At 63.4% G+C, this 20,158-nt stretch carries 15 protein-coding genes and 1 tRNA gene; 3 read left to right on the top strand and 13 right to left on the bottom strand.

Annotation, left to right across the window (positions count from 1 at the left end):
• Positions 1-150: 150 nt before the first annotated feature.
• The 10 genes from rpoC to ACP2YP_RS24475 form a co-directional block, all read right to left on the bottom strand.
• Positions 151-4,347 carry a DNA-directed RNA polymerase subunit beta' gene (gene rpoC, locus ACP2YP_RS24430; protein WP_426418856.1) on the bottom strand — a complete coding sequence of 1,399 codons (4,197 nt, stop codon included), beginning with the start codon at positions 4,345-4,347 and terminating at the stop codon, positions 151-153.
• A gap of 129 nt (positions 4,348-4,476) precedes the next feature.
• On the bottom strand, positions 4,477-8,595 hold the full coding sequence (rpoB, locus tag ACP2YP_RS24435) for a DNA-directed RNA polymerase subunit beta (protein ID WP_027535283.1): 4,119 nt from the start codon (positions 8,593-8,595) through the stop codon (positions 4,477-4,479).
• A 474-nt stretch (positions 8,596-9,069) separates the two neighbouring features.
• Positions 9,070-9,447, bottom strand: coding sequence for a 50S ribosomal protein L7/L12 (rplL, locus tag ACP2YP_RS24440; RefSeq protein WP_007602994.1), 378 nt, complete (start codon positions 9,445-9,447; stop codon positions 9,070-9,072).
• A 54-nt stretch (positions 9,448-9,501) separates the two neighbouring features.
• Positions 9,502-10,020 carry a 50S ribosomal protein L10 gene (gene rplJ, locus ACP2YP_RS24445; protein ID WP_426418857.1) on the bottom strand — a complete coding sequence of 173 codons (519 nt, stop codon included), beginning with the start codon at positions 10,018-10,020 and terminating at the stop codon, positions 9,502-9,504.
• Between the two features lie 581 nt (positions 10,021-10,601).
• Positions 10,602-11,555, bottom strand: a complete 954-nt coding sequence (locus tag ACP2YP_RS24450) for a 2-hydroxyacid dehydrogenase (protein WP_426418858.1) — start codon at positions 11,553-11,555, stop codon at positions 10,602-10,604.
• Positions 11,556-11,645: 90 nt separating this feature from the next.
• A complete protein-coding gene (rplA, locus tag ACP2YP_RS24455; protein WP_426418859.1) occupies positions 11,646-12,338 on the bottom strand; it encodes a 50S ribosomal protein L1 in 693 nt (230 codons plus the stop codon).
• Between the two features lie 6 nt (positions 12,339-12,344).
• A complete protein-coding gene (rplK, locus tag ACP2YP_RS24460) occupies positions 12,345-12,773 on the bottom strand; it encodes a 50S ribosomal protein L11 (protein ID WP_200520799.1) in 429 nt (142 codons plus the stop codon).
• Between the two features lie 134 nt (positions 12,774-12,907).
• Entirely contained in the window at positions 12,908-13,468 is a 561-nt protein-coding gene (gene nusG, locus ACP2YP_RS24465) for a transcription termination/antitermination protein NusG (RefSeq protein WP_051383611.1), read from the bottom strand.
• Positions 13,468-13,659, bottom strand: a complete 192-nt coding sequence (gene secE, locus ACP2YP_RS24470) for a preprotein translocase subunit SecE (RefSeq protein WP_007611620.1) — start codon at positions 13,657-13,659, stop codon at positions 13,468-13,470. Before secE ends, nusG begins: the two co-directional genes overlap by 1 nt.
• Before the next feature lie 347 nt (positions 13,660-14,006).
• Positions 14,007-14,082 (bottom strand) — tRNA-Trp (locus tag ACP2YP_RS24475).
• 165 nt (positions 14,083-14,247) lie between these two features.
• Between ACP2YP_RS24475 and ACP2YP_RS24480 the strand changes: the two genes are divergently transcribed.
• Positions 14,248-15,468: a serine hydrolase domain-containing protein gene (locus ACP2YP_RS24480; RefSeq protein ID WP_426418860.1), complete on the top strand. Its 1,221-nt coding sequence runs from the start codon at positions 14,248-14,250 to the stop codon at positions 15,466-15,468.
• Positions 15,469-15,667: 199 nt separating this feature from the next.
• On the opposite strand, the gene ACP2YP_RS24485 is transcribed toward ACP2YP_RS24480, so the two are convergent.
• Together ACP2YP_RS24485 and ACP2YP_RS24490 are read right to left on the bottom strand one after the other, a co-directional pair.
• On the bottom strand, positions 15,668-16,435 hold the full coding sequence (locus ACP2YP_RS24485; RefSeq protein WP_426418861.1) for an SDR family NAD(P)-dependent oxidoreductase: 768 nt from the start codon (positions 16,433-16,435) through the stop codon (positions 15,668-15,670).
• A gap of 69 nt (positions 16,436-16,504) precedes the next feature.
• Positions 16,505-17,203, bottom strand: a complete 699-nt coding sequence (locus ACP2YP_RS24490) for a histidine phosphatase family protein (RefSeq protein ID WP_426418862.1) — start codon at positions 17,201-17,203, stop codon at positions 16,505-16,507.
• Between the two features lie 131 nt (positions 17,204-17,334).
• Here ACP2YP_RS24490 and ACP2YP_RS24495 point away from each other — a divergent pair, with 131 nt between their 5' ends.
• Positions 17,335-18,120 carry an SDR family NAD(P)-dependent oxidoreductase gene (locus tag ACP2YP_RS24495; RefSeq protein WP_426418863.1) on the top strand — a complete coding sequence of 262 codons (786 nt, stop codon included), beginning with the start codon at positions 17,335-17,337 and terminating at the stop codon, positions 18,118-18,120.
• 781 nt (positions 18,121-18,901) lie between these two features.
• Here the strand turns inward: ACP2YP_RS24495 and ACP2YP_RS24500 are convergent.
• Positions 18,902-19,384, bottom strand: coding sequence for a DUF1772 domain-containing protein (locus ACP2YP_RS24500; protein ID WP_426418864.1), 483 nt, complete (start codon positions 19,382-19,384; stop codon positions 18,902-18,904).
• 94 nt (positions 19,385-19,478) lie between these two features.
• Here ACP2YP_RS24500 and ACP2YP_RS24505 point away from each other — a divergent pair, with 94 nt between their 5' ends.
• Positions 19,479-20,129: a TetR family transcriptional regulator gene (locus tag ACP2YP_RS24505; protein ID WP_426418865.1), complete on the top strand. Its 651-nt coding sequence runs from the start codon at positions 19,479-19,481 to the stop codon at positions 20,127-20,129.
• Positions 20,130-20,158 lie beyond the last annotated feature (29 nt).

Genomic DNA, 20,158 nt, shown 5'->3' on the forward strand with positions numbered 1-20,158 from the left:
CGGTCTAAGCTCCCCTAGCAGAAGCGCTTTTCTGACTGAAGGAAAGATGAACAAAGGTTTGATTCCGCACCGCAACAGGCAAACAAAGCAGCAAAAAGGCCGGCTTTCGCCGGCCCTTTCGTTGTCCTCGGTATTCCTACGGATGAACCATCATTCCGCGGGCGGCAGCGCAGGAAGCTCCGCTTCCGGCGCGGGCGACACGACGGCCGCCTGCTTCTCGCGCTCGTCGAGAATCATCTTGTCGCGCTTCACTGCGACTTCGCGGATCTTGGCCATGGAGGCGCCGGTGCCCGCCGGGATCAGCCGGCCGACGATGACGTTCTCCTTGAGGCCTTCGAGCGGATCGACCTTGCCATTGACCGCCGCTTCCGTGAGGACGCGGGTGGTCTCCTGGAACGAGGCCGCCGAGAAGAAGGAGCGGGTCTGGAGGCTCGCCTTGGTGATGCCGAGTAGAACCGGCGTTCCCGTGGCGATCTTCTTGCCCTCTTCCTTGGCCTTCTCGTTCAGCGCGTCGAACTCGATCTTGTCGACCTGCTCGCCGGAGATCATGTCCGTGTCGCCCTGGTCGGTGACTTCCACCTTCTGGAGCATCTGACGGACAATCACCTCGATGTGCTTGTCGTTGATGAGCACGCCCTGGAGCCGGTAGACCTCCTGGATCTCGTTGACCAGATAAGCCGCGAGCTCCTCGATGCCCTTGACCGCAAGGATGTCGTGCGGCGCCGGGTTGCCTTCCACGATGAAGTCGCCCTTTTCGACGACGTCGCCGTCCTGAAGGTGGATATGCTTGCCCTTCGGGATCAGGTACTCGCGTGCCTCGTCGGTCTTGTCCATCGGCTCGATCGAGATGCGACGCTTGTTCTTGTAGTCGCGTCCGAACCGGATGGTGCCCGCGATTTCGGCGATGATCGCCGCATCCTTCGGACGCCGTGCCTCGAACAGTTCCGCCACCCGCGGCAGACCGCCGGTGATGTCACGCGTCTTGGCGCTTTCGGTCGAGACACGGGCGAGGATGTCACCCGGATTGACCTTGGCACCGACGTCGACCGACAGAATGCCATCGACCGACAGCATGTAGCGGGCATCGCCGCCGCGGGCGAGCTTGAGCACCTTGCCGTCCTTGCCCTTGACCACGATGGCCGGACGCAGATCCGCGCCGCCGCGGGTCGAGCGCCAGTCGATGACCACGCGCTTGGCGATACCGGTGGCCTCGTCCAGCGTTTCCGAGATCGACTGCCCTTCGACCAGATCCTCGAAGCCGATGGTTCCTTCGACCTCGGTGAGCAGCGGACGAGTGTAGGGATCCCACTCGACGATGCGCTGGCCACGTTTGACCGTGTCGCCCTCGTCGACGTGCAGGCGCGCGCCGTACTGGATACGGTGCGTCGCACGCTCGGTGCCATCGGCATCGACGATCGCCACCACCATATTGCGCACCATTGCGACCAGGTGACCTTCGCTGTTGCGGGCGATGGCCTTGTTCCGGATCACGATCTTGCCGTCGAAATTGGCTTCGACGAAGGACTGCTCGTTGAGCTGCGCCGCACCACCGATGTGGAAGGTGCGCATGGTGAGCTGGGTGCCCGGCTCGCCGATCGACTGCGCCGCGATGACGCCGACGGCTTCACCGTGGTTGACCGGCGTACCGCGGGCGAGGTCGCGGCCGTAGCACTTGCCGCAGATGCCGTTGACGAGCTCGCAGGTCAGTGCCGAGCGGATCTTCACCTCCTGCACACCACCCTGCTGGATGGCGTCCAGATGGCTCTCTTCCATCAGCGTATCGCGCTTGATGATCACCTTGCCGGAGCTGTCACGGATGTCTTCGCAGGCCGTGCGTCCGAGGATGCGCGAGCCGAGCGAAGCGACCACGGTGCCGGCATCGACGATGGCGCGCATCTTGATGCCGAGCTTGGTGCCGCAGTCGGACTGCGTGATGATGCAGTCCTGCGCGACGTCGACCAGACGACGGGTCAGGTAGCCCGAGTTCGCGGTCTTCAACGCGGTGTCCGCGAGGCCCTTGCGGGCGCCGTGGGTCGAGTTGAAGTACTCGAGCACCGAGAGGCCTTCCTTGAAGTTCGAGATGATCGGCGTCTCGATGATCTCACCCGACGGCTTGGCCATCAGGCCGCGCATGCCGGCGAGCTGGCGCATCTGGGCCGGCGAACCGCGGGCACCGGAGTGAGCCATCATGTAGATCGAGTTGATGTCGGCATCGGCTCCACTCGCCGTCTTCTTGGTGGAGGAGATCTCCTTCATCATCGCCTTGGCGATTTCTTCGGTGGCCTTCGACCAGGCGTCGACGACCTTGTTGTACTTCTCGCCGTGGGTGATCAGACCGTCATTGTACTGCTGCTCGAAATCCTTCGCCAGCGTACGGGTGGTGTCGACGATCTTCCACTTGCTGTGCGGCACGACCATGTCGTCCTTGCCGAACGAGATGCCGGCCTTGAACGCATTGTAGAAGCCAAGCGCCATGATGCGGTCGCAGAAGATCACGGTCTCCTTCTGGCCGCAGTGACGGTAGACCTGGTCGATGACGCCCGAGATCTCGCGCTTGGTCATCAGCTTGTTGATGATCTCGTACGAGATCCGCGGATTGCGCGGCAGCAGATTGCCGAGCATGACGCGGCCGGCGGTGGTCTCGATCCAGCGCTTCGAGATCTTGCCGGTCTCGTCCATGCCTTCCCACCGGTACTTGATCTTGGTGTGGAGGTGGATGACCTTCGCATGCAGGGCGTGCTCGAGCTCGGCCATGTCGCCGAACAGCTTGCCCTCGCCGGGCAGGCCTTCGCGCATGATCGAGACGTAGTAGAGACCGAGCACGATGTCCTGCGACGGCACGATGATCGGCTGGCCGTTCGCGGGATGCAGGATGTTGTTGGTCGACATCATCAGCACGCGCGCTTCCAGCTGCGCTTCGAGCGACAGCGGAACGTGCACGGCCATCTGGTCGCCGTCGAAGTCGGCGTTGAACGCCGAGCAGACCAGCGGGTGAAGCTGGATCGCCTTGCCCTCGATCAGCACCGGCTCGAACGCCTGGATGCCCAGGCGATGCAGCGTCGGTGCGCGATTGAGCAGCACCGGATGCTCGCGGATCACCTCGTCCAGGATGTCCCAGACCTCGGGCCGCTCCTTCTCGACCAGCTTCTTCGCCTGCTTTACGGTGGTGGACAGGCCCTTGGCGTCAAGCCGCGAATAGATGAACGGCTTGAACAGCTCGAGCGCCATCTTCTTCGGCAGGCCGCACTGATGCAGGCGCAGCTCGGGACCGACCACGATCACCGAACGGCCCGAATAGTCGACGCGCTTGCCGAGCAGGTTCTGACGGAAACGGCCCTGCTTGCCCTTCAGCATGTCGGCGAGCGACTTCAGCGGGCGCTTGTTGGCACCCGTGATGACACGGCCACGGCGGCCGTTGTCGAACAGCGCATCGACCGCTTCCTGAAGCATGCGCTTCTCGTTGCGGATGATGATGTCGGGCGCGCGCAGCTCCATCAGCCGCTTCAAGCGGTTGTTGCGGTTGATGACGCGGCGGTAGAGGTCGTTGAGGTCGGAGGTCGCGAAGCGGCCGCCGTCCAGCGGCACCAGCGGACGCAGGTCCGGCGGGATCACCGGAACGACGGTCAGGATCATCCATTCCGGCTTGTTGCCGGAGTGACGGAAGGCCTCGACGATCTTGAGACGCTTGGCGAGCTTCTTGTGCTTGATGTCGGAGTCGGTCTCCTGCATCTCCGCGCGCAAGGTCAGCTCGAGCTTCTCGAGGTCCATGCCCTTGAGCAGCTCGCGGATCGCCTCGGCGCCGATCATGGCAGTGAAGGAATCCTGACCGTACTCGTCCTGCGCCTTCAGATACTCGTCTTCCGACAGCAGCTGACGGTCCTTCAGCGCGGTGAGACCGGGCTCGAGCACGACGTAATATTCGAAGTAGAGGATCCGCTCGAGATCCTTCAGCGTCATGTCGAGCAGCAGGCCGATGCGCGACGGCAGCGACTTCAGGAACCAGATGTGAGCAACCGGAGCCGCGAGCTCGATATGGCCCATGCGCTCGCGCCGGACGCGCGACAGCGTGACCTCGACCGAGCACTTCTCGCAGATGATGCCCTTGTACTTCATGCGCTTGTACTTGCCGCACAAGCACTCGTAGTCCTTGATCGGCCCGAAGATTCGGGCGCAGAACAGGCCGTCGCGCTCGGGCTTGAAGGTACGGTAGTTGATGGTCTCCGGCTTCTTGATCTCGCCGTAGGACCAGGACAGAATCTTCTCCGGGGACGCGATCGAGATGCGGATCTGGTCGAAGACCTGAGCCGGCGTCGTCGGGTTAAAGAGATTCATAATTTCTTGGTTCATCGTCTTCTCCTCGCGTGCCGGTCGCCTCCGGCCGCAAATTCGAAAATCACTCAAGCGGGGCGCCCTGCCCTCAAGGCATCGGGAGGGGCGCCAATGCCCGGCCGCGAAGGCCGGGCATGAAAGGTCGAATTACTCGGCCGCTTCCGACGTTGGCGCCGGGCCCACCTTGGAATTGTGCAGGTCGACGTTGAGGCCGAGCGAGCGCATCTCCTTGACCAGCACGTTGAAGGATTCCGGGATACCGGCCTCGAAGGTGTCGTCGCCACGCACGATCGCCTCGTACACCTTGGTACGGCCGGCGACGTCGTCCGACTTCACGGTCAGCATTTCCTGGAGCGTGTAGGCTGCGCCGTAAGCTTCGAGCGCCCACACCTCCATTTCGCCGAAACGCTGGCCGCCGAACTGCGCCTTGCCGCCCAGCGGCTGCTGGGTGACGAGCGAGTACGGACCGATCGAACGCGCATGGATTTTGTCGTCGACGAGATGGTGCAGCTTGAGCATGTAGATGTAGCCCACCGTCACCTTGCGATCGAAGGCATCGCCGGTGCGGCCGTCATAGACGGTCGACTGACCCGAAGCGTCGAGACCCGCAAGCTTCAGCATCTCCTCGATGTCGGCTTCCTTGGCACCATCGAACACCGGCGTCGCGATCGGCACGCCGCGGCTGAGGTTATGGCCGAGTTCAAGCAGCTCGTTGTCGTTGAGCGTCTTGATCGTCTCGTCCTCGCCGTAGACCTTCTTCAAGGTTTCCTTCAGCGGCTTGATGTCCTGCTTCGACAGGTAGGCATCGACCGTCTGGCCGATACGCTTGCCGAGGCCGGCGCAGGCCCAGCCGAGATGGGTCTCGAGGATCTGTCCGACGTTCATGCGCGAGGGCACGCCGAGCGGATTGAGCACGATGTCGGCATGCGTACCGTCTTCGAGGAACGGCATGTCCTCGATCGGCACGATCTTCGACACCACGCCCTTGTTGCCGTGGCGGCCGGCCATCTTGTCGCCGGGCTGGATCTTGCGCTTCACCGCGACGAAGACCTTGACCATCTTCATCACGCCGGGCGGCAATTCGTCACCGCGCTGAAGCTTCTCGACCTTGTCGAGGAAGCGCTGCTCGAGCCCCTTCTTCGACTCGTCGTACTGCTTCCGCATGGCCTCGATCTCGGCCATCAGCTTGTCGTTCGGCGACGCGAACAGCCACCACTGCGATTTCGGGTACTCTTCGAGCACCGCGCGGGTGATCTTGGTGTCCTTCTTGAAGCCCTTCGGGCCCGCAATGCCCTGCCGTCCCTCAAGGAGCTCAGCAAGACGGTTGTAGACGTTGCGGTCCAGGATCGCCTGCTCGTCGTCGCGGTCCTTGGCCAGACGTTCGATCTCTTCCCGCTCGATCGCCAGCGCACGCTCGTCCTTGTCGACGCCGTGACGGTTGAACACGCGGACTTCCACGATCGTGCCCTGCACGCCCGGAGGAACGCGCAGCGAGGTGTCGCGAACGTCGGAGGCCTTTTCGCCGAAGATGGCGCGCAGAAGCTTTTCTTCCGGCGTCATCGGGCTTTCGCCCTTCGGGGTGATCTTGCCGACCAGGATGTCGCCGGCGCGCACTTCCGCACCGATGTAGACGATACCGGCTTCGTCGAGGTTCTTCAGCGCTTCTTCCGAAACGTTCGGAATGTCGCGGGTGATTTCCTCAGGTCCGAGCTTGGTGTCGCGGGCCATCACTTCGAACTCCTCGATGTGGATCGAGGTGAAGACGTCTTCCTTCACGATCCGCTCGGAAAGCAGGATCGAGTCTTCGAAGTTGTAGCCGTTCCACGGCATGAACGCGACCAGCACGTTGCGGCCGAGCGCGAGCTCGCCGAGATCGGTCGACGGACCGTCGGCGATGATGTCGCCCTTCTTGACGATGTCGCCGACCTTCACCAGCGGACGCTGGTTGATGCAGGTCGACTGGTTCGAGCGTTGGTACTTCATCAGCCGGTAGATATCGACGCCCGACTTGGTCGGATCGAGATCTTCGGTGGCGCGGATGACGACGCGGGTCGCGTCGATCTGGTCGATCACGCCCGAACGGCGCGCCGCGATCGCAGCACCCGAGTCACGCGCGACCACGCCTTCCATGCCAGTGCCGACGAACGGCGCCTCGGCGCGAACCAGCGGCACCGCCTGGCGCTGCATGTTCGAGCCCATCAGCGCGCGGTTGGCGTCGTCGTTCTCGAGGAACGGGATCAGGGCTGCCGCGACCGAAACCAGCTGCTTCGGCGACACGTCCATGTAGTCCACCTTGTCCGGCGTCACCGGCAAGACTTCGCCGGCGTGACGGCAGACCACGAGGTCTTCGGTGAAGCGGCCCTTCGGGTCGAGCGGCACGTTGGCCTGCGCGACCGTGTAGCGGCCCTCTTCCATCGCCGAGAGGTACACGACCTCGTCGGTGACGCGGCCGTCCTTCACCTTGCGATAAGGCGTCTCGACGAAGCCATACTTGTTCACGCGCGCGAAGGTCGCGAGCGAATTGATCAGACCGATGTTCGGACCTTCAGGCGTCTCGATCGGGCAGATGCGGCCGTAATGCGTCGGATGCACGTCGCGCACCTCGAAGCCGGCGCGCTCGCGGGTCAGACCGCCCGGTCCAAGTGCCGACAGGCGGCGCTTGTGGGTGATCTCCGACAGCGGGTTGGTCTGGTCCATGAATTGCGAGAGCTGCGAGGAGCCGAAGAACTCGCGCACGGCGGCAGCCGCCGGCTTCGCGTTGATTAGGTCCTGCGGCATAACCGTGTCGATGTCGACCGAGGACATGCGCTCCTTGATCGCGCGCTCCATGCGCAGTAGGCCGATGCGGTACTGGTTCTCCATGAGCTCGCCGACCGAGCGCACACGGCGGTTGCCGAGATGGTCGATGTCGTCGATCTCGCCCTTGCCGTCGCGCAGATCCACCAGCGTCTTGATGACGGAAAGGATGTCTTCCTTGCGCAGCGTGCGCTGGGTGTCGGGCGCATCGAGGTCGAGGCGCATGTTCATCTTGACGCGGCCGACCGCGGAGAGGTCGTAACGCTCGGCGTCGAAGAACAGCGACTGGAACATCGCCTGCGCTGAATCCAGCGTCGGCGGCTCGCCCGGGCGCATCACGCGGTAGATGTCGAACAGCGCGTCTTCACGCGTCATGTTCTTGTCGGCCGAGAGCGTGTTGCGGATGTAGGCGCCGACATTGACGTGGTCGATGTCAAGCAGCGGCAGTTCCTTGTAGCCGTGCTCGTTGAGGGCCTTCATCGACTTGTCGGTGATTTCCTCGCCGGCTTCGGCGTGGATTTCACCCGTCTTCGGGTTGACGAGGTCCTCGGCGAGATAGTTGCCGACGAGCTCCTCATCCGACAGGCGCAGCGCCTTGAGCCCCTTCTCCTGCATCTGACGCGCACCGCGCACGGTGAGCTTCTTGCCGGCCTCGAGCACCACCTTGCCGGTGTCGGCGTCGATCAGGTCGTTGATGGTCGAGTAACCGCGGAAACGGTTGGCGTCGAACGGAACGCGCCAGCCTTCCTTGGTCCGCTTGTAGAGGATCTTCTTGTAGAACGTCGACAGGATCGCCTCGCCGTCGAGGCCGAGGGCGAACATCAGCGACGTCACCGGAATCTTGCGGCGACGGTCGATACGCGCATAGACGATGTCCTTGGCGTCGAACTCGATGTCGAGCCAGGAGCCGCGATACGGGATCACGCGGGCGGCGAACAGCAGTTTGCCCGAGGAATGGGTCTTGCCCTTATCGTGGTCGAAGAACACGCCCGGCGAACGGTGCATCTGCGAGACGATGACGCGTTCGGTGCCGTTCACGATGAAGGTGCCGTTCATCGTCATGAGCGGAATGTCGCCCATGTAGACGTCCTGCTCCTTGATGTCCTTGACCGACTTCGCACCGGTTTCCTCGTCGATATCGAACACGATGAGGCGCAGCGTCACCTTGAGGGGAGCCGCGAAGGTCATGCCGCGCTGGCGGCACTCGTCGACGTCATACTTGGGCTGCTCGAACTCGTAGCGGACGAACTCCAGCATCGAGGTGCCCGAGAAGTCCGAGATCGGGAACACCGAGCGGAACACGGCCTGCAGGCCCTCGTCGAGGCGACCGCCCGCGGGTTCATCGACCATCAGGAACTGATCATAGGACGCCTTCTGAACCTCGATGAGGTTCGGCATCTCGGCGACTTCCTTGATGTGTCCGAAGAACTTGCGAACACGTTTGCGACCGGTGAATGTCTGCTGCGCCATCGTGGCCTCTCATTTCGTCGCCCGCTCTGGGCGCGCCGTCCAGGACGCGGCTGCCACCGCTCCCCGGGTTGAATTTTTCGAACCCGTTTTGGGGAACCGAAAATCCAGTTTCAGGCCGTCATGTCCTGAATCTGTTCTTCAGACCTTCAAAACGCAAAACGACGCGCGGGGCGCATAGGCACGCCCGCCCGTCACAACGATCGTCTTCACGGACTGCAAAAGCCCGAAATAGCCTGCTCTCCCAACGGCTTACAGGGAAATCCGGCATCCCTGCCCACCGCGCTTTCGTGCTGTCGAACCGATATGGGGCGACAATAGTGGAGATTCGAGGGGTACGCCCTCAAATCCCCACACATTTTCGTGTTCGGCCTGCGTCGGGACGATCCGTCGCACGCCTTTTGCATCCGGCCCACCCTTTTGAGGGAATGGACCAAGGCCCCGGGCTCGGCCCGGGACCTTGCCAGTAAGCGTTGCTTACTTGAGCTCGACCTTCGCGCCAGCCTTCTCGAGCTGGGCCTTGAGCTTCTCGGCTTCGTCCTTGTTCACGCCTTCCTTGACAGGCTTCGGCGCGCCCTCGACGAGGTCCTTTGCTTCCTTCAGGCCCAAGCCGGTGATGGCGCGGACTTCCTTGATGACCTCGATCTTCTTGTCGCCGGCGGCGGCCAGAACGACCGTGAACTCGGTCTTCTCTTCGGCCGGAGCGGCGGCAGCGCCACCACCAGCCGGGCCAGCCACGGCGACAGCCGCGGCAGCCGAAACGCCCCACTTCTCTTCGAGGAGCTTCGCGAGTTCGGCAGCTTCGAGCACGGTGAGGCTCGAGAGGTCGTCAACGATCTTCTGCAAGTCAGCCATTGTTCAGTTTCCTTGAATGTAAGTCTGGTTCGGGTTTGAGTTTTGCGAAGGGCGTCAGGCCGCTTCGCCCTTTGAGGCATAAGCCTGGATGACGCGCGCGAGCTTGCCCGCGGGCGCGTTGGCGAGCTGGGCCAGCTTGGTCGCCGGGGCCACGAGGAGGCCGACGAGCTTGGCACGCAATTCGTCAAGCGACGGCAGCGAGGCAAGCGCCTTCACACCGTCGACATTCAGGACGGTCGTTCCCATCGATCCGCCAATGATGACGAACTTTTCGTTCGCCTTGGCGAATTCGACGGCGACCTTTGGCGCCGCTACCGGATCGTTCGAAGTGGCGATCACGGTCGGTCCCTTCAGCATGGGGCCGATGGCAACGACGTCAGTGCCTTCAAGAGCAATTTTGGCGAGACGGTTCTTCGAGACCTTCACCGAGGCGCCAGCCTGCTTCATCTGCATGCGCAGCTTCTGCATCTGGGCAACGGTGAGGCCGGAATATTGAGCAACGACCGCGACGCTCGTGGCCTTGAAGACCCCATTGAGCTGTTCGACCGCCTCTTTTTTTGCCGCTCGTTCCACAGCAAGCTCTTTCCGGTTGGCGGTCATCGCGAAAAGCGGGACCGCCGGGTTGCACCCATCGTCCCACCCAAAACCTGAACCTCAGGGTCAAAACCCATCGGACACGCGCCGGGCGAGACGACAATTCAAAGCCTGCCCTCCGGGAGCTCATTGGAGCCCACGGCGTGTCGAGGTCCGAACCAAACCCATTCCGCGACCACCTTCAGGTGGAATGCGAAGTGAAATCCGGTCTTCACCCGTCTATGCAGGCCATGCGATTAAGCCGTTGAGAAATCGAAATTTCCCGCAGGCGCCTGCAGTCTTGGACAGGACAAGGTCAGCCGGCGAACCGCCTGACCTCTGCCCGCATCCCACCAACCGATGGATTTTCCTTCCTTTTCGGGCAAATCCTTGCGGACGTCCTGAAAAGGAATGATCTCCTGCGCGTCGGGTTTTCGGAATGCGTGCACAGACGCGCCAGCCAAGGCCGGCACGTCCGGAAGCGGTTCTTTAACCGCTCTCTGCCTGCTTGCCAAGAGCAAAATTCACACCAGTTCCAATTCGTTGCCGGCCGGGCTTGAGGCGGCCTGACAAGGACCGTTTCAGGCCGATTTGACCCCATAAGGCAGCGGCTTGCCCTCGAAATGCGCGCTCAGGTTCGCCAGCACGCAGTTCTGCATGGCGACGTGCGATTCGAGGGTGTGGCCGCCGATATGGGGGGCGAACACCACGTTGGGGAGCGCGGTCAGGGCGCCGGGCGCGTGCGGCTCCTTCTCGAAGACGTCGAGGCCGGCGCCGGCGATGGTCTTGTCGGAAAGCGCCGCCACCAGGGCCTTCTCGTCGATGACCGAGCCGCGGGAGATGTTGACGACATAGCCGTCCGCGCCGAGGCGCTTGAGGATGTCGGCGTTGACCACATGCTGGGTGTCGGAACCTGCCCGGACCGCGATCATCAGCATGCTGCACCAGTCGGCGAGCGCCTCCAGGGTCGGGAAATACTGATAGGGCAGATCGTATTTGCTGCGGCTGAAATAGCCGACCTCGCTCTCGAACGCGGCGCAGCGCGCGGCGATCTTGCGGCCGATCTCGCCCATGCCGTAGACGCCGATGCGGCGGCCGGGCATGCCGGCCTGCGGGCGCATCATCGGAGACTGCTTCGAGGCCGCCCAGTCGCCGCTGCGCACATAGTCATCGGCGACCAGGATCCGCCGCGTCGTCGCCAGCATCAGCGTCATCGCGATGTCGGCGACCGAGGCGGCGTTGGCGCCGGGGCTATGGCCGACCGCGATCCTGCGGGCGGCAGCCGCCTTCAGGTCGACGCCGTCATAACCGGTGCCGTAGCAGACGATCGCGCCCAGTTTTGGAAACAGGTCCATCGCCTCCGCACCAAGCGGCGAGCCGCCGGCCGTCAGTAGCGCACGGATGCCGCCGAGCTCATCCGTCGAAAACACCTCCCGCGCGGGCTTGCCACCGGTGTCGAGCAGCTCGAACCGCTCGGCGAAGCGCGCCATCATCGTCTTGGGAAAGCGCGAGTAGATCAGGACCTTGTTAGCCATTGTTCTTGTTTCCGGTGAGTGCCGCCCACAAACGACGAGGGGCGGAATCGGTTGCCCAATTCCGCCCCTCGCCTCATGCAATTTCCAGACTTAGCCGAGAATGGTACCCGGCTCGACCTTCACGCCCGGGCCCATCGTTGAGGACACCGCAACGCGCTGGATGTAGGTGCCCTTGGAGCCAGCCGGCTTCGCCTTCGAGACAGCATCGGCGAGAGCCTTGATGTTCTCGACCAGCTTCTCCTCGGAGAACGAGGCCTTGCCGACGCCGGCCTGCAAAATGCCGGCCTTCTCGACGCGGAACTCGACCGAGCCGCCCTTGGCGCCCTTCACCGCACCGGTGACGTCCATGGTCACGGTGCCGATCTTCGGGTTCGGCATCAGACCGCGCGGGCCGAGCACCTTACCGAGACGACCGACCAGCGGCATCATGTCGGGGGTGGCGATGCAGCGGTCGAATTCGATCGTGCCGTTCTGCACCTTCTCGACCAGGTCCTCGGCGCCGACGACGTCGGCACCTGCCGCCTTGGCTTCATCAGCCTTGGCGCCACGGGCGAACACACCGACGCGGAGCGTGCGGCCGGTGCCGTTCGGCAGGGTCACGACGCCGCGGACCATCTGGTCAGCGTGACGCGGATCGACGCCGAGATTGATCGCGACCTCGATGGTCTCGTCGAACTTCGCCTTGGCGCGTTCCTTGACCATCTTGATGGCGTCCGCGAGCGGGTAAAGCTTTTCGCGGTCAACACCTTCGCGGGCTTTGTTCAAACGCTTTCCGATTGCCATGAGCCCTTACCCCGCCACTTCCAGACCCATCGAACGGGCAGAGCCCTCGACCATCTTCATGGCCGATTCGATGGTGTCGCAATTGAGATCCTTCATCTTCTTCTCGGCGATCTCGCGCACCTGCGCGCGTGTCACCGCACCGGCCTTGTCACGGCCCGGCGCCTTCGAGCCGGACTGGATCTTGGCGGCCTGCTTGAGGAAGAAGGACATCGGGGGGGTCTTCATCTCGAACGTGAACGAACGATCGGCGTAGATCGTGATCACGACGGGAATCGGGGTGTTCTTCTCTTCCTTCTGGGTCTGGGCGTTGAACGCCTTGCAGAACTCCATGATGTTGAGACCGCGCTGACCGAGCGCGGGACCGATCGGGGGCGAGGGATTCGCCGCACCGGCCGGGACCTGAAGCTTCAGGTATCCGGTCACTTTCTTTGCCATGTATCACTCCTGTTGTGCCGGCCTGGACCGGCGGTTTCAGGTTCGTGGTCTGGGTCGGATGCGGCTGGCAACCGCCCTCTCCCTCCCACGGCCTCTCTTTGCGCGAAGCCTCATCGGCCTCCCGCGTTGTCCGATCAGACCTTCTCGACCTGACCGAATTCCAGCTCGACCGGCGTGGCGCGGCCGAAGATCGACACCGCGACCTTCACGCGCGAGCGCGCCTCGTCGATTTCCTCGACCACACCCGAGAACGAGGCGAACGGGCCATCGGCCACGCGCACGTTCTCGCCGATCTCGAACGACACCGACGCCTTCGGCCGTTCCACGCCCTCCTGCACCTGGTGCAGGATGCGCATGGCCTCGTTCTCCGAGATCGGCATCGGCTTGTTCTCGGCGCCGAGGAAGCCCGTGACCTTCGGCGTGTTCTTGATCAGATGAAACGCCTCGTCGGTCAGCTTCATCTTCACCAGCACGTAGCCGGGGAAGAACTTGCGCTCAGCGTCGATCTTGCGGCCGCGGCGCACTTCCGTGACCTTCTCGGTCGGAACCAGCACCAGCTCGAACAGCTCCTCAAGCCCGCGCTGCTTGGCCTGCTCGCGGATCGATTCGGCGACCTTCTTCTCGAAGTTCGAATAGGCGTGGACGATGTACCAGCGCTTGTCGGTCGATTGGGTTGCAGCGGCTGCTGTTGCCATCAGTGAATGCCCAAAAGGAAGGTGATGAGGTAACGGATGATCTGGTCGGCGGCGAAGAAGAAGATCGAGGCCACGGCGACCATCACGAACACCATGATGGTGGTGATCGTGGTCTCACGACGAGTCGGCCAGGTGACCTTGGCGGTCTCCGAGCGCACTTCCTGCAAGAACTTGAACGGGCTGACTGCCATCGTTTGAGGTCCAACGTCCGTCGCCAGACGCGATTAAAGATTTCAGGGATCCGAACAGCCGCCTGTGGCCCAGTCCTCTGTCTCGAAGGATGAGCCGGAAAACCGGGCTCGATTGTTCGGGGGATTTCAAAGCCGCGCCGGAAATCCGCGTTTAACGGGCCGGCTGCGAGTGTCGGGTAGATACTGCGGATGGGGCCAAAGGTCAAGGTGTGGGCGGGACGGAATGCGCGCGAGCCCGGCTGACGGACGCGATGCGGATCAAGGGCTTATGGGCCCCGCATGATCCACGGTCCGAGCTTTTCGGCCCGCCGCCGTTCTGCCTGTCGATCCTGATTATCGGGATGAGCTGGCAGGAGTGGCAGGGCTCGAACCTGCGACCCCCGGTTTTGGAGACCGGTGCTCTACCAATTGAGCTACACTCCTACGGACCCTCGCGTCGCCGCACGGATCAGGGGCGCTTTCAAGCACAGGGGACGGCTGGATTGCAAGGACGGATTGCAAGGGTGAAGCGCGCCAGCTTCGCTTGTTTGTACCGCGGCTTCTGGGCCAGAGTTCGTTCCCGATAATAATGTGCCCCCGGGAGTGAACATGACTGCCACAGCCGCCCCTCGCGCCGCGACCGCGCCGAAAACGCCCCTCCCCGAGGCCAAGCCGGAAACGCTGGGCCTGTCGCGGCCCCGCCTCCAGGCGATGTCGGATGCGTTCAAGCGCGAGATCGACAAGGGAACCGTTCCCGGGGTGACCGTGCTGGTGGCCCGGCGCGGCCAGGTCGGCTGGTTCGAGGCGCTCGGCAAGCAGAGCCCGGCAGGCGCGACGCCGATGGCACCTGATTCGATCTTCCGCATCTTCTCGATGACCAAGCCGATCGTGTCGGTCGGCATCATGACGCTGGTCGAGGACGGCCACCTCCTGCTCGGCGACCCCGTCGCGAAATTCATCCCCGAGTTTGCCGACCAGAAGGTCGGCGTGGTGAGCGGCGGCAGGCTGGAACTGGCTCCACCGAAGCGGCCGATCACGGTGCAGGACCTGCTCCGCCACACCTCGGGCCTCACCTACGAGCACCAGGGCGACGGCCCCGTGCACAAGCTCTACCAGGAGTCGCGCGTCCGCAGCCGCAAGATCAGCAATGCCGAGCACGCCGCGCTGGTGGCGAGCTTCCCGCTGGTCTGCCACCCCGGCGACGAGTTCAACTATAGCCGCTCCACCGACATCCTCGGTCGCATCATCGAAATCGTCAGCGGCAAATCGCTCGGCGCCTTCCTCACCGAACGCATCCTCGCGCCGCTGCAGATGACCGAGACCGGCTTCTCCACCAGCGAAGCCAACGCCGGCCGGCTCGCCCAGCCGTTCGAAGCCGATCCCTGGACCGGCGACAAGGTCGCGCTGTTCAACATGCTGGAGCAGCCGGTGATGGAGTCCGGCGGCGGCGGACTGGTCTCGACCACGATGGACTACGCCCGCTTCGCGCTAATGCTGCGCAATGGCGGCACGCTCGGCGGCAACAGGATCATAGGCCGCAAGACGCTCGAGCTGATGGCGTCAGATCACCTCGGGCCTGATGTCGTGACCAACGGCACGCTGCTGTCGCCCGGCCACGGTTTCGGCCTCGGCTTCGCCGTGCGCCGCGAGGCCGGCATCGCGCCTTTCCCCGGCAGCGTCGGCCAGTATTTCTGGAGCGGCATTGCGGGAACGTTCTTCTGGATCGATCCGAAGGAGGATCTGGTCGCGGTGTTCATGAGCCAGGGCCCGGGCCAGCGCGATTTTACGCGGACGCTGGTAAGGAATCTGGTGTACGCGGCGGTGGATTGAGGGCAGACCCGTTTTGAACAATCGAGCGGCGAGCTCAGTGCGACCTCTCCCGCTTGCGGGAGAGGTCGGCGCGTAGCGCCGGGTGAGGGCTTTCTCCTCGTTGGGAGTCTCTCTGTGGAGACACCCTCTCCCCACCCCTCTCCCGCAAGCGGGAGAGGGAGCGCACTGTTCGTCGCCGCCACGCCTCGGCCGCAATCGCTCAACTAATCGTCGCGCCGCCGTCGATCACCATGGTCTGGCCGGTCATGAAGTCGCCGGCCGCAGAGCCCAGGAACACCGCGGCGCCCGCGATCTCGTCAGGGATGCCGATGCGGAGCAGCGGCGAGCGCGCGGTCGAGGCCTTCAAATTCTCCGGATTGTCCCACAGCGCTTTGGCAAAATCGGTCTTGATCAGGCCGGGCGCGATGCAGTTCACGCGGATGTTGTGCTTGCCGTATTCGCAAGCCAGGTTGCGCGCGAGCTGCATGTCGGCGGCCTTCGAGATCGCGTAGGCGCCGAGGATCGTCGAGCCCTTCAGGCCGCCGATCGAGGAGACGATGATCACCGAGCCGTCCTTGCGCTCGATCATCTGCGGCACCACCATCGAGATCAGCCAGTTGTTGGCGACGATGTTGTTGTCGAGAATTTTTCGGAACTGATCGTCGGAGATGCCAGCGAGCGGACCGTAATACGGGTTCGACGCGGCGTTGCAGACCAGCACGTCGATCTTGCCGAAGGCGTGGTTGCTCTCGTCGACGAGGTTTTGCAGATTCTCCTTCGAGGAGATGTTGGCGGCGATCGCGACCGCGGTGCCCTTGCCGAACTTGTCGTTGATGCCCTTGGCGACCTCGTCGCAGACATCGGCCTTGCGCGAGGAGATCACGACCTTGGCGCCGTGCTCGGCCATGCGCTCGGCGATCGCAAGCCCAATGCCGCGGGTCGAGCCGGTGATGACGGCAACTTTGCCCTTCATGTCGAACAAGGTCATGTTTCTCTCCCAGATTATGATTTGATTGGTGTGAAGCTTACGCCGTGTCCGCACGAACGGACAACAGCCTCAGGCGAGCTTCTTGACTTCCGGTCCCGACGGCTGATGCATCTCGGCATGCGCGTCATCGGCGATCCACGGCTGCTGGTTCACCATCGGCAGCCGCCAGACCGAGCGCTCGGGGCTTGTGAAATAATCGAGCCGCGTGATCGAGACATTGTCGATGTCGAACGACAGCGCCCGCTCCAACTGGCCGTCGAGCGCGAGGCCGATCGCCGCCTTGATGGTGCCGCCATGCGCGACCGCGATCACGTCCTGCCCCGCCGCTTCATTGTTGATCCGCTCGACGGTGCGCCGCGTACGATTGTAGAGGTCCATGAAGCTTTCGCCGCCGGGCGCGGGCTCGTTGATGTCGGCAAACCAGCTGGTGCCGACGGGACGGCTGGCGATGAACGCGGCGCGATTCATGCCCTGCCACTTCCCGAGATTCTGCTCGGCGAGGTCCGCCTCCCACTTCATTGACGCAGGCCGCGGATAGCCCGCCTCCCAGATCGCTTCGGCCGTTTGATGCGTGCGCATCAAATTGCTCGAATACCAGACTGCCTTGCGTGGCAGCACCTTGGCAACAGCGTTGAACACATAGGTGTCGCTGGTGTCGCAGGCGAGATCGCTCTGTCCGTAGATATTGCCGCCGTCATTGCGCACCGGCGCATGACGAACCCACCACCAGCGTGTCGTGACCACATTCGGCTTGTCTGCAGTTGCCATGAGCCTCTTCCATCCCGTGTGATGTCGCTGTACGTCAGGTGCGAACGTGTCTCAAGACACTTTACCGTTTGAAATTCTGTTTGAAATTCCGTTGCGCGGCAAGCGTCGCGTACAACCAAAGGGAGAAACACATGGGCCGTCTGCAAGGCAAATCCGTCATCATCACCGGCGCCGGCAGCGGCATCGGCCGCGCGGCTGCACTGCTGTTCACCAAGGAAGGCGCCAAGCTGATCGCGGTCGATCGCACCGAAGCGGTGAAGGAGACCGTCGACGAGGTGAAGAAGGCCGGCGGCGTCGCCGAGGCGATGATCGCCGACGCAGGCTCCGAGCAGGACGTGATGTCCGTGATCGACAAGGCCGTGAAGACGCACGGCCGGCTCGACGTGATCTGGGCGAATGCTGGCGTCTCCGGCGGGCTCGTTCCGCTCGGCGAGCAGACCGTCGAACAGTGGCAGGAAGTGCTGCGCGTCAATCTGATCGGACCGTTCCTCGCGGTGAAGCATGCAATGCCGCACATGGTGAAGCAGCAGTCCGGCGCGATCGTGCTCACCGCGTCCGTCGCAGGCCTCAAGGCCGGCGCGAGCGGACATCCCTATGCCGCGAGCAAGGCCGGCGTGATCTCGCTGGTGCAGACTGCCGCCTATTCGCTCACCGGCACCGGCGTGCGCATCAACGCCGTGTGCCCGGGCCTGATTGAAACCGGCATGACCAAGCCGATCTTCGACCGCGCCAAGGAGCGCGGCACCGCTGACAAGATCGGCCAGCTCAACCCCTTGAAGCGCCCCGGCCAGCCGCACGAGCTCGCCGCGATGGGACTGTTTCTGGCCAGCGACGAGGCATCGTATGTGAATGGCCAGGCGTTCCCGGTGGACGGCGGCCTGACCGCGTCGATGCCGTATACGGGGAAGCCGGTTTAGCACGCGCGCTCTCGTGTCCCGGACGCGCTGCAACGCGCAAGCGTTGCTGCGCAGAGCCGGGACCCAGGAAGCCACACGGTTTGCTGCCGCATGGGCCCCGGCTCTGCAGCGCATCACTTCGTGCTGCGCTGCGTCCGGGGCACGAGACCGTTGTTGAATGACTGACATGAGTTCGCATCCTCGCGGCTTGTTTCGCCCGAGCTTTGCTTTGTCGCCTCACCCTCCATTGAAAGAGGGCGCAGGGAAGGCCGGGAGCCGGCTGGCTCCCATTGACCGCTATGCCATGAGTAGATTGCGCTACACTGCACAGCGGGTAACAGGGCAGCCGGAGGCATCCCGGCCTTCCCTGCGCGGATGGTTGGAACGGCTTATGTCGTGCTCTCCCCGGGGAGCGATGCACTATTGCCCCCGTCGCCTCGCGGATGACTGATGTGAGCGCCCGGTTGGGCCGCACGCATCACCGCAACACTTGGCGCACAGACCCCGGGCGCCAGGACCACACGATTTGGCCGTACGCAGATCACACCGGTCGTGTGCGCGAGGTCTCCGCTCACGGTTGCCCGCCCTGCAAAACCCTTCGCGCCGATGCGACCCACGTCCACCGCCGCCCGGCCCGCGTTCGTGACGATCGCGATACGCCCCTCTTCCTTGGGCCGGAGTGAGCGACACATACGCCATTTCCGAATTTCGGTAAAGCGGAATATTTTTTGCCACCGGTATCGACCTATGGATGGCGTGTTTTGCCCGTCGGGTAACACAACGGATTGATGCGTAAGGTGGGTTACGCGACAATCGCAACGATGAACAACGCGCTCGCGACCACCGATGCCACCGTCCGCACATGGTTCCAGAACACCCAGTCCTTCAGATACGCCGCCCACACCACGCCTGCCTCCGGCGACGACGGCTGCACCGCGGCTAGCGCGTCGTTCAGCGGCACGTTGAACACCAGCGTCACCACGAACATGCCGACGACGTAGAGGCCGCCGCCGGCGATCATGCTCACCGCCCCCGGCTCGCTCAACCGCAGCACCCCCATCACCACCAGCGTCGCGCCCGCCACCGTCGTGCCGAGAAACAGCGGCATGAACAGCGAGCGCACGATGTCGACATTGATGGCGTTCATCGCCGCGATGCCGGCGGCCTGGTCGAGCCGCCCGAGCGCAATCATGACGAAGGTCGAGAAGGCGAAATAGACGCCGGCCATGAGGCCGCAGCCTACGGCCGAAAACCAGAGCAATCCGCCCGTCATAACCTGCCGCATGCCACACCTCCCTCAAACACGATAAACTCTCGCATTTGATAAAGGCGATAAACTCTCTTATTTCTGGCGTCAAGCGCGGATGGCGGGAATCACGATGCCGGAACGGAAGATCAGGACGGGCAAAGCGACGCAGGCGGCCGGACGGCGCACGCCGCTGGTGCCGACGCAGGAACGCAGCCGGGAGCGTTTCGATCGCATTCTGGCGGCTGCGAGCGAAATCCTCACCGAGAAGGGCAGCGACGCCTTCCGGATGAGCGACATCGTCGAGCACACCGGGATCGCCTTCGGCTCGCTCTATCAATATTTTCCGGACAAGAGCGCCGTGATCGGAACGCTCGCGGAGCGCTGCAACGCCATCGGCCGCGACTGCGTCCAGCGCGACCTCACCGAGATGAAGAAGCTGTCCGACCTCCACGCGGCGCTGTGCCGCATCACCGACGGGTATTACCAGATGTTCCGCGATCACCCGGTGATGCATCACATCTGGCGGGCGACGCAAGGCGACCGGACGCTTCAATCCATCGACGAGGAGGATGTGGCGTTTCTCGCCGGCCTGCTGCGCGACGCCCTGCATCGCGTGACACCGAAGCAACCCGCCCCTGCCCTCGCGACATTCTCGCAACTGGCGATGATCCAGATCGCGGCCGCAGTCCGGCATGCCATCTCGCTCCCGTCAGCGGACGCACGCCGGATGCTCGATCTGTTCAAGCGCATGCTGCCGTCGGATCTCTCGGCGCTGCGCTAAGATTCGGCGAATGCACCCTTCGCGATCGA

The organism is Bradyrhizobium genosp. A, from assembly GCF_049949275.1.
In the GTDB taxonomy this organism is placed as follows: Bacteria; Pseudomonadota; Alphaproteobacteria; order Rhizobiales; family Xanthobacteraceae; genus Bradyrhizobium.

Excerpts from the sequence above, each read along its gene's own strand:
- rpoC (WP_426418856.1), bottom strand. The coding sequence starts at position 4,347 with ATGAACCAAGAAATTATGAATCTCTTTAACCCGACGACGCCGGCTCAG.
- rpoB (WP_027535283.1), bottom strand. The coding sequence starts at position 8,595 with ATGGCGCAGCAGACATTCACCGGTCGCAAACGTGTTCGCAAGTTCTTC.
- rplL (WP_007602994.1), bottom strand. The coding sequence starts at position 9,447 with ATGGCTGACTTGCAGAAGATCGTTGACGACCTCTCGAGCCTCACCGTG.
- ACP2YP_RS24450 (WP_426418858.1), bottom strand. The coding sequence starts at position 11,555 with ATGGCTAACAAGGTCCTGATCTACTCGCGCTTTCCCAAGACGATGATG.
- rplA (WP_426418859.1), bottom strand. The coding sequence starts at position 12,338 with ATGGCAATCGGAAAGCGTTTGAACAAAGCCCGCGAAGGTGTTGACCGC.
- rplK (WP_200520799.1), bottom strand. The coding sequence starts at position 12,773 with ATGGCAAAGAAAGTGACCGGATACCTGAAGCTTCAGGTCCCGGCCGGT.
- nusG (WP_051383611.1), bottom strand. The coding sequence starts at position 13,468 with ATGGCAACAGCAGCCGCTGCAACCCAATCGACCGACAAGCGCTGGTAC.
- secE (WP_007611620.1), bottom strand. The coding sequence starts at position 13,659 with ATGGCAGTCAGCCCGTTCAAGTTCTTGCAGGAAGTGCGCTCGGAGACC.
- ACP2YP_RS24480 (WP_426418860.1), top strand. The coding sequence starts at position 14,248 with ATGACTGCCACAGCCGCCCCTCGCGCCGCGACCGCGCCGAAAACGCCC.
- ACP2YP_RS24485 (WP_426418861.1), bottom strand. The coding sequence starts at position 16,435 with ATGACCTTGTTCGACATGAAGGGCAAAGTTGCCGTCATCACCGGCTCG.
- ACP2YP_RS24490 (WP_426418862.1), bottom strand. The coding sequence starts at position 17,203 with ATGGCAACTGCAGACAAGCCGAATGTGGTCACGACACGCTGGTGGTGG.
- ACP2YP_RS24495 (WP_426418863.1), top strand. The coding sequence starts at position 17,335 with ATGGGCCGTCTGCAAGGCAAATCCGTCATCATCACCGGCGCCGGCAGC.
- ACP2YP_RS24500 (WP_426418864.1), bottom strand. The coding sequence starts at position 19,384 with ATGCGGCAGGTTATGACGGGCGGATTGCTCTGGTTTTCGGCCGTAGGC.
- ACP2YP_RS24505 (WP_426418865.1), top strand. The coding sequence starts at position 19,479 with ATGCCGGAACGGAAGATCAGGACGGGCAAAGCGACGCAGGCGGCCGGA.